The 7,504-nt window shown below is 41.9% G+C and carries 6 protein-coding genes and 1 pseudogene; 5 read left to right on the top strand and 2 right to left on the bottom strand.

The genetic code is table 11. The features are described 5' to 3' along the window. From G367_RS25435 to G367_RS0100220, 4 genes and pseudogenes are all read left to right on the top strand, one after another. Positions 1-1,142 (top strand): annotated as a pseudogene (locus G367_RS25435) (IS3 family transposase); the annotation flags it as partial. A 167-nt stretch (positions 1,143-1,309) separates the two neighbouring features. After that, a complete protein-coding gene (locus G367_RS0100235) occupies positions 1,310-2,092 on the top strand; it encodes a glutathione S-transferase family protein (RefSeq protein WP_020411085.1) in 783 nt (260 codons plus the stop codon). A gap of 238 nt (positions 2,093-2,330) precedes the next feature. Further along, positions 2,331-2,687, top strand: coding sequence for a hypothetical protein (locus G367_RS0100230; protein WP_020411084.1), 357 nt, complete (start codon positions 2,331-2,333; stop codon positions 2,685-2,687). A gap of 523 nt (positions 2,688-3,210) precedes the next feature. Beyond that, the gene (locus G367_RS0100220) at positions 3,211-4,143 is read left to right on the top strand and encodes a hypothetical protein (RefSeq protein WP_020411082.1); all 933 of its coding nucleotides are present in this window, start codon (positions 3,211-3,213) and stop codon (positions 4,141-4,143) included. Between the two features lie 337 nt (positions 4,144-4,480). Here the strand turns inward: G367_RS0100220 and G367_RS0100215 are convergent, their stop codons facing one another. Beyond that, positions 4,481-5,029, bottom strand: a complete 549-nt coding sequence (locus G367_RS0100215) for a histidine phosphatase family protein (protein ID WP_020411081.1) — start codon at positions 5,027-5,029, stop codon at positions 4,481-4,483. A gap of 11 nt (positions 5,030-5,040) precedes the next feature. Then, the gene (locus G367_RS22690; protein WP_020411080.1) at positions 5,041-6,612 is read right to left on the bottom strand and encodes a carboxylesterase/lipase family protein; all 1,572 of its coding nucleotides are present in this window, start codon (positions 6,610-6,612) and stop codon (positions 5,041-5,043) included. 272 nt (positions 6,613-6,884) lie between these two features. Between G367_RS22690 and G367_RS26535 the strand changes: the two genes are divergently transcribed. After that, the coding region (locus G367_RS26535) for a BapA/Bap/LapF family prefix-like domain-containing protein (RefSeq protein WP_157533265.1) at positions 6,885-7,504 on the top strand (620 nt) is incomplete at its 3' end.

Here is a 7,504-nt window from a genome sequence, read left to right as displayed (position 1 = left end):
CGAATTCAAAGTGAAAGCGGTAATGCTTAGCTTGATAGAGGGCATTCAAGTTAAGGAAGTGGCTAAAACTCTCGACATTCACCCTTTCATGCTGTCATGATGGTGAAAAGCGTTTCAGGAAGGGAAGATTTTGGCAGATAAGCGAAGAAAGCTTACTGATGTAGTCTCTAGAAAAGAAAAGGAACTTTCTAGGGTAAAGCGTTTGGAGGCGGAGAATCGTAAATTAAAGCAGGAGCTTGATTTGCTAAAAAAGTGGCAACGGTTTCTTGCGGAGGAACATCAGCAAGATATCGATTTATCCAGAGGTTCGGATCAGAACTAGGTATCAAAAGAACTTGTCAGTGGCTAGGAGTATCGCGCAGTGGCTATTATGATTGGCTGAAGAGGCCGCGATCGCACCGAAAACACCAAGATGATGATCTAAAAGTTCAGAGATTCAAAAGATTTCGGATGACTCTGCAGGGCGCTATGGTATTCCAAGAATTTGGAAAGCCCTGCTGACCAAGGGCTATGAAGTTAGCCATAAGCGCGTAGCCCGGCTGATGCAGGAATTAGGAGTCGTAGCCAGAGTTACGAGAGTGACACGTAGGGCACCAGGAATAATGCGTTTCCTAGCCTCTGGGGAGAATCTTAGACCGGAAGGAGCTGTGCCTAAAAGCAAGAATCAAGTTTGGGTTGCTGACATAACTTACCTTAAGGTTAAGGGTCAATGGCAGTACTTGTCAGTGGTGATGGATTTGTATTCTCGCCGAGTAATCGGTTGGAGTTTAGACACGAAGAGAGCAACAGAATTAACCCGAAAAACCCTGATGAATGCTGGAAGGAAAAGAGGATCACAACCGGGATTAATATTACACACGGACAGAGGTGTAGAGAACAGAGGGTCCGAGTATCAAAAAGAGTTGGGAAGATATGGAATCCAGCATAGCTTGAGTAGAGCGGGTAAATATACGGATAATACTCATATGGAGTCGTTCTTCCATAGCTTAAAAGCTGAACTGATTAGAAAAACTAGCTTCCAGACAATGAGCCATTTAAAGTATGCTCTGGCTCGATATATTAATGATTTTTACAACCGTAAGCAGCTGCATTCAACTTTAGGCTATCAATCATTAATAGAATATGAGCGAATAGCAGTATGAAAAGTAGTGTGTCCGTTTTATCGGGGCAAGATCACCTTTCACTCAAATTGCTGGTACAATTACGTGCTAAGTCCGCAGGCCACTGTGGCCGGCGTTAATTCTACTGACACCTTGGCTCACTATTTTTTAAACGAGCTGTTAAACCACTGGTATAGAAGGAGCTAATTATGGAAAGCATGGAATTCAATACCCCAAAAGTCGTGCTCTACACTTTCGCTACCAGTCCATACGGTCTTAAAGTCCAAGCTTTTCTCGCTTTTAAAAAGATCGCTTACGAAATTGTCTATGTATCTCCGTTTAATATGAGGGAAACACTTCCGATGGGGCATACCGTGCCTGTTTTGACAATTGATGGTGAAAGTAAAAATGATTCACAAGAAATAGCTCATTGGCTAGATGAACGCTTCCCTCAGCGTCCCCTGTACCCTGTAGACGGTGATCCGTGCATTAACGAACTTGATGATTGGGTCCAGCATTGCATGATTCCTGCAAATTTTAGGTTTGTGCGACCGGCTTTATCGCTAGCACTTCCTGTGCAGCTGATCAACGCTTGGCGCCTCGGTTGTGCCATGAATCGCACGGTACCAGATAACGCAATCGGCGCATGGCGTTTTGTATGGCCTCTAGTCCTTCTGTGGGCTCCTTTTGTCCGCAGGGAAGCTGAAAATGCTCCAGGAAACAGCATAATGGCTGCTGCACGTCATGTCGGTGCACGTTTGAGTAAAGAGCTTGAGAGAGGTCCTTTTATGTGTAATCGTAGTGAAGTGAGTGTTGCAGACCTCTCTGTCTATGCGCTCCTTGCTTTTGGTTATGAGGCTGGGCTTACAGGAGGAGACGGACTTTTCCGTCGTAGTCGCATACGAGAATGGGCACTACGTGTGCAGGGTGAACTCGACCCTTCATTGCCTTTGGTTCCAAGCCAGATTCAAGCTAGGAAGCTAGGAAGCTAGGAAGCTAGGAAGCTAGGAAGCTAGGAAGCTAGGAAGCTGATTGCAACCTTTTTAATATCTGCCCTCCCTCTAAGGGTTTGTATGGAGGGTAACTACCAGTCTTCTATCTCGAAAGAAATATGAGATGTCCCTACAAATTAGATACTGGGAAATTAACAAGTTAATCCGGGCGGGCACAAAAACCTCCAGTTTTTATTCCGCTGTTTAAAGCGTTAAGTACCTAGAGTATGGGGTAGCAATGCCACGGAAAGTTGGATTCATTCATCTGCTGTTTGCTATTTTCACGTTAGCCTATTGCGTGTTTGCTGTTGTGAGTGGCAAGGTATCTGTCTATAAACGAGCTGGTCTCTCAGAAACAATCAGTATTGATGTTGAACCAGAACGGTTTTGGGGTGTCGTGTTACTTTATGTAGGTATGGCAGTAATTATGGTTATACTAAGTATAAAAAAGTACTTTCCCAAAAAACTCTATGAACTTATTGATTTTGGTATACATTCTAAACTATCTATTTTACAAGTTATATTTTTAATCAGCTTTACAGCTTTAACGTACAGCACCATTTTTTGGTTGGCTGGGGTGTTGGCAAATACTTAACAAGCGACTATGGTTGCTCGTCAAGTTTTTAAGCCATACTTGCATCCCAGTAAGTGTTAATTTTCACCATCGTATTCAGGATCGTAATCTGCTTTCTCATGTAGGCAATCAGGGCGATCTTCTTAGATTTACCAGTGTCGACTAATCGCTTATACATCGGCTTTAGTTTGGGATGATGTTGTATGGCCGACATACTGGAAGCAAACCGAACCGTACATATTCAATTTGCAATTTATGAGTTAGGAAATTTTCTGGTTTAAAAGATTTTTATCATGGATTAGCTGAAGTAAAATCTTCCAACGCTGTTGGGAAGTGAAGATGTGTGAATGTATAGAAATCCATATCAGAATTTTATTCAATAAGGATGGACAACGACTTTCACTTTGGAAGATTCTGCAAGTATTCGATTGCTGCTTATATTTAGTATGGAGTAGATGGAAAATTTATGGTTAGATTGTTTGACTGATTTCGGATAAAGTTGGCTGATTATCAGTGTGAAGACTAAGCAAGGAGGTATTAGTTCATGGATTTAGATATCCCCACATTCATTTCTTCTTTAGGCGTTTCTTCACTCACTGCTATATGGTTGACTAAGTCACTAGTTGCTCATAGATTGGAAAAGGATCTTCAGAAATATAAAAATGAGCTAGATAGATCTTTAAGTGATTTTAAGAGTGTGCAAGATGGCCTAATTAGAAAGGATGTAGAAGTATACCTGAAGGAGAATGAAGCTGATATAAGATACAATTTTGAGGCGAGGGCCAGGTTGTATCAAGCTATTGGTCCCCTTAAGTTCCAGCTTCTTCTGGCTGCCCGTGATTTTAAAGCCAGAGTTACGAATATTCCGAAAAAACCCTATAAAATTTATTTGAATGGCCATTATGGAAAAAGCACCATTTACAGGCTAGCAAGACTGCTCTGTTTGTCAGAGCTGATAGAGAGTAAAGTTGCTTATGCTGATTTTGCTGTAGATGAGTCTTCTGTTAAGTTGCTTGAGTTCAAAAAATCGCTATTTCTGATGTTGTCCGGTTCAAAAATAACTAGTCATCACCCAAATGCTAATTGGAAAGTACAAAAGGAGCATATTTTCTTTGATACCTTATCAAGTATAGGAAATGCGCTTACCATTAATGAAGGCGAGTCAGTAGCGAGGTGTATGTCTTTTTCAGAGTTTACAGATGCCCTAAAAGGATATAATTTTGTTGAGAAAATTTCTCCCCTTGTTAATGTTATGTCTGGGCTATGTCTTAGAGGAACTCCAATCCTCTGGGTTAGGCTTTCTTGTGTTGCAGTGCTCTGTAATGAATTAATAGAAAGTTTGGGACGATCAGTCGGGTTTAAATATAAACCTCTTGATCTCAGTGCTCTTATTAGAGAAAGTAATGATGATTTCGTTCAGCGTAAAGCTGATAAATATGTTGAGCTATGTAATGAAACTATGAGTGAAGGTCTTTAGGGGGTATCAACACTCCCAATAAGGTACAGATTTATATTTCCATTTATAAGTTTGCTCCCTTCGCTGAAGGGGATGTGGCGGTGCAAATATCAAACACTATCCTCTATAGTTGCTGTGAGCTGCCAACTGCTTATTATACTTTATTTGGTTTTTGTCGCAGAAAATTAATAAGATGGATAGATCATTTTTTATAATTTGAATTGAATATTTATTGTGTTCTTGGTTGCTGATGGTGATTGTTCATAGGCACAGACTGTAAAACTATCCTGTTCTACTTGATTCAATAGAATTTAACTTATTATCAGAGAGTTTAGCATCCTGACCTAAATAGCGTATGCTAAAGAATTTGGCTGTCTTTCTCTTTTCCCAAGCTTACTAAATATAACTGATTATTTTTAATAGTTAGTTCAGTTATTGACGTATACTCTGGTCGAAACTGTTGAATTTTTTGGCTTTTATTAATATAGGCAACGATTGAATTTATTACCATAAAATGACAAAAAACTATAGTATCTTCAGTAATGCTAAATAAATATCTCTGAATTCCATTGCGCCACTCTTTTTGCTGTTTATCATTTATAGTCCATTCTTTATTCAGAAGAGAGCGTATCCATGGTAGGCGTTGACTTGATAGAATACCTTCGGGTGTTGGTATCTCAGTAACTAAGTTGACCACTTCTATTGAAGCGCCCCATATTCTTGCTAGGGGTTCTGCTGTCTGCTTGGCTCGCAGCTTAGGGCTGCTCGTGATTTTTAATCTTCCTTGAATAGCAAGTTTTTGGGCTAACTCTTCAGCTTGTATAAATCCTAACTTGGTGAGGGGTGGATCAAGGATATTATCTCCTTTAGCTGCCTCACCATGTCGTGCAAGTAAAATTCTGGGCATGTTATTTGGGATTATAGATACTGGTTTAATACTTCATCTGGTATATTTTGCCATAATGATAGCAGTTCTGCTGTATTGAAATTCGTGAAATGTGGATGATTACCGATACGCTGGCTTTGCTTTCCTGTAAATATTGGCCAGTTGTTTCCCGGGTTGCCACATTCAGCGAAGTTCAGCCAGGCTTCTTGCATACTTTTACTTAAGGTGTGCGGGGCTGGCTCATCGCGATATAATTCCTGTAAAGACGCTTCACCATGAGTACCAAATAGATAGGCTAGTTCTGCAGCATGACACGCACCCAAAAAGGGCTGTGCCGCTAATGGTTGGGCGAAATGATAATGGAAACTTTGTCCTTTATGTTGGGTTAGATACCTAAGCCCTGGTAGGGTAAAAACCATATCGGTCAACATCAAATTCCAGGTTTTACTCCATTCTGGCCAGGGATTGTTTTTAATAGATAAAGCCTGCTGGTAATAGTAATCAATAATAGGTTTTAGTGTGCTCTCAGGTAGCAGCCATTCTAACTTTTTGCAGATTGAGTGATAATTCAGTGTGAAAGTTTCAGGGTTTGTAACACTAAATAGATTCCACTCTTCTAGATTACTGCCAAGAAGAATTGGATGGGCTGTATTAGTTTTAATATTTACTAAAGACGGTCGTCTTTTTCTTAATAAGCTTTCGTCTAGCACCGGCTTAAATGGAAGTTGCCCCCAGTTTTGTGTCATGCGTGGATCTTTAAGAATTTCGCTTTGTGCCTGAAGAAGTAACTTTGTAGAGCATTTGTGTATTGGTATTCCACCACTTATGTTATTAAGATGCTCGATGAATGCTGCTGCCATGTTATTGGCTCTGGAAATCGAATGAGCAGCCCTTGGGTGGCCACTTTGTACAATCGCTCGAGAGTATAAATTATGATATTCAGTTACCTCTAATAGAGAGATGATGCTCATTGCGCCGGCAGATTCACCAAAAAGAGTGATATTGTTAGGATCTCCGCCAAAGGCTGCAATGTTATCTCTCACCCATTTGAGCGCTGCTATTTGATCCAATAGACCTTCGTTGCCAGTAGATGGGATTTCAGAGATGTCCTTTAAACGTAGAAAGCCTAGAGCGCCAAGACGATAATTGAATGTCACAATTATTGCTCTACCGCTTGAGGCAAGATGGCACCCATTATATATATCTTGGCAGCTTGACCCCATATAGAAAGCTCCACCATGAATCCAGAGCATTACAGGTAGCTTTCTTCCTTGGTTTATAGGTGGCGAGAAAATATTTAGATAAAGACATTCTTCTCTATCAGGAATCTCTCCATTTTTTCCCCGGACCTGCATCAGGTTTGAGGGATTTTGTGCAGCTGGCGTTCCAAATTGCGCTGCATCGAATGGCACACTCCAATTTGGCATTGGTTCGGGTGCTTTCCAGCGGAGCTCGTTAATTGGGGGACGAGCATAGGGTATACCTAGAAATTTATAGGTTCTTGTAGCTTCGTCTACTTTGCCAATAATCGGTCCAGCGGGTGTATCAATGACAGGTGTTGACCTCTTATTTGTGAGCTTTCTAATACTTGGGTCCGTTGTCATGAGTAGTTTTTCCTACTGTATTTCTCTCTAACGTTGCACTTATTTAGTCGGCGTTATTCTTCAGACTTTCCTTGAAATCATTTTAATTTACGTCCATACAAAAAGAGTGTGTGGAAAAAATTTGGCACAGTTATTTTCCGGAGGGATCCTGGCAAGGAGATGCATTGACGAATCTAGTCACGGATGGGCTCAAGGTGGGGAATTTTCCGTCTTTTAGCTCAGGCCATGAACAGTGTATTTAGGAAGTTGCACCGTTTGAAGTTGGTGAGAGCATGATCGTAAAAATCTTTGACAAGTCTACGGGCTTGATTGCTGAGAAGCCACTGGATAGCTTGAAGTTAACCGCGACAGGCTTGGTTGAATTGCCGGTAGATCCAGACGAGATAGCCTCGTTATCTCAGGAAGGAAATGACCTAGTAATAGTTTTAAAGACGGGTCAAATCTTCACTTTATTTGGTTTCTATCATGAAGACAGTGATGGAGATCATAGTGAGTTGACTGTAACTGGGGGTTCAGAGCCCTTATTCCTTGCGGCTTCGGGAGGGTTGATACCAGCTTTTACCGTTGCCGGCGGCCCAGCTGGTGAGCCTCCTCCCCCTCCTCCCCCTGCCGTTCCGTGGTTTGTCCCTGCTTTGATTGCTCTCGGTGTTGTTGTCATCGCTGTAGCATCAAATGACGATAGTAACCGTGGGGGCGGCTTTGTGCCTCCGGATTCAGATGCGGACGCAGATTCGGATGCCGATGCCGATGCCGATGCTGACGCAGATGCCGATGCCGATGCCGATGCCGATGCGGATGCGGATGCGGATGCGGATGCGGATGCCGATGCGGATGCAGATGCAGATGCGGATGCTGACGCCGATGCCGATGCCGATGCCGATGCCGATGCCGA

Source organism: Microbulbifer variabilis ATCC 700307 (genome assembly GCF_000380565.1).
GTDB lineage: Bacteria > Pseudomonadota > Gammaproteobacteria > Pseudomonadales > Cellvibrionaceae > Microbulbifer > Microbulbifer variabilis.
This window is presented reverse-complemented; position numbering and strand designations above follow the sequence as displayed.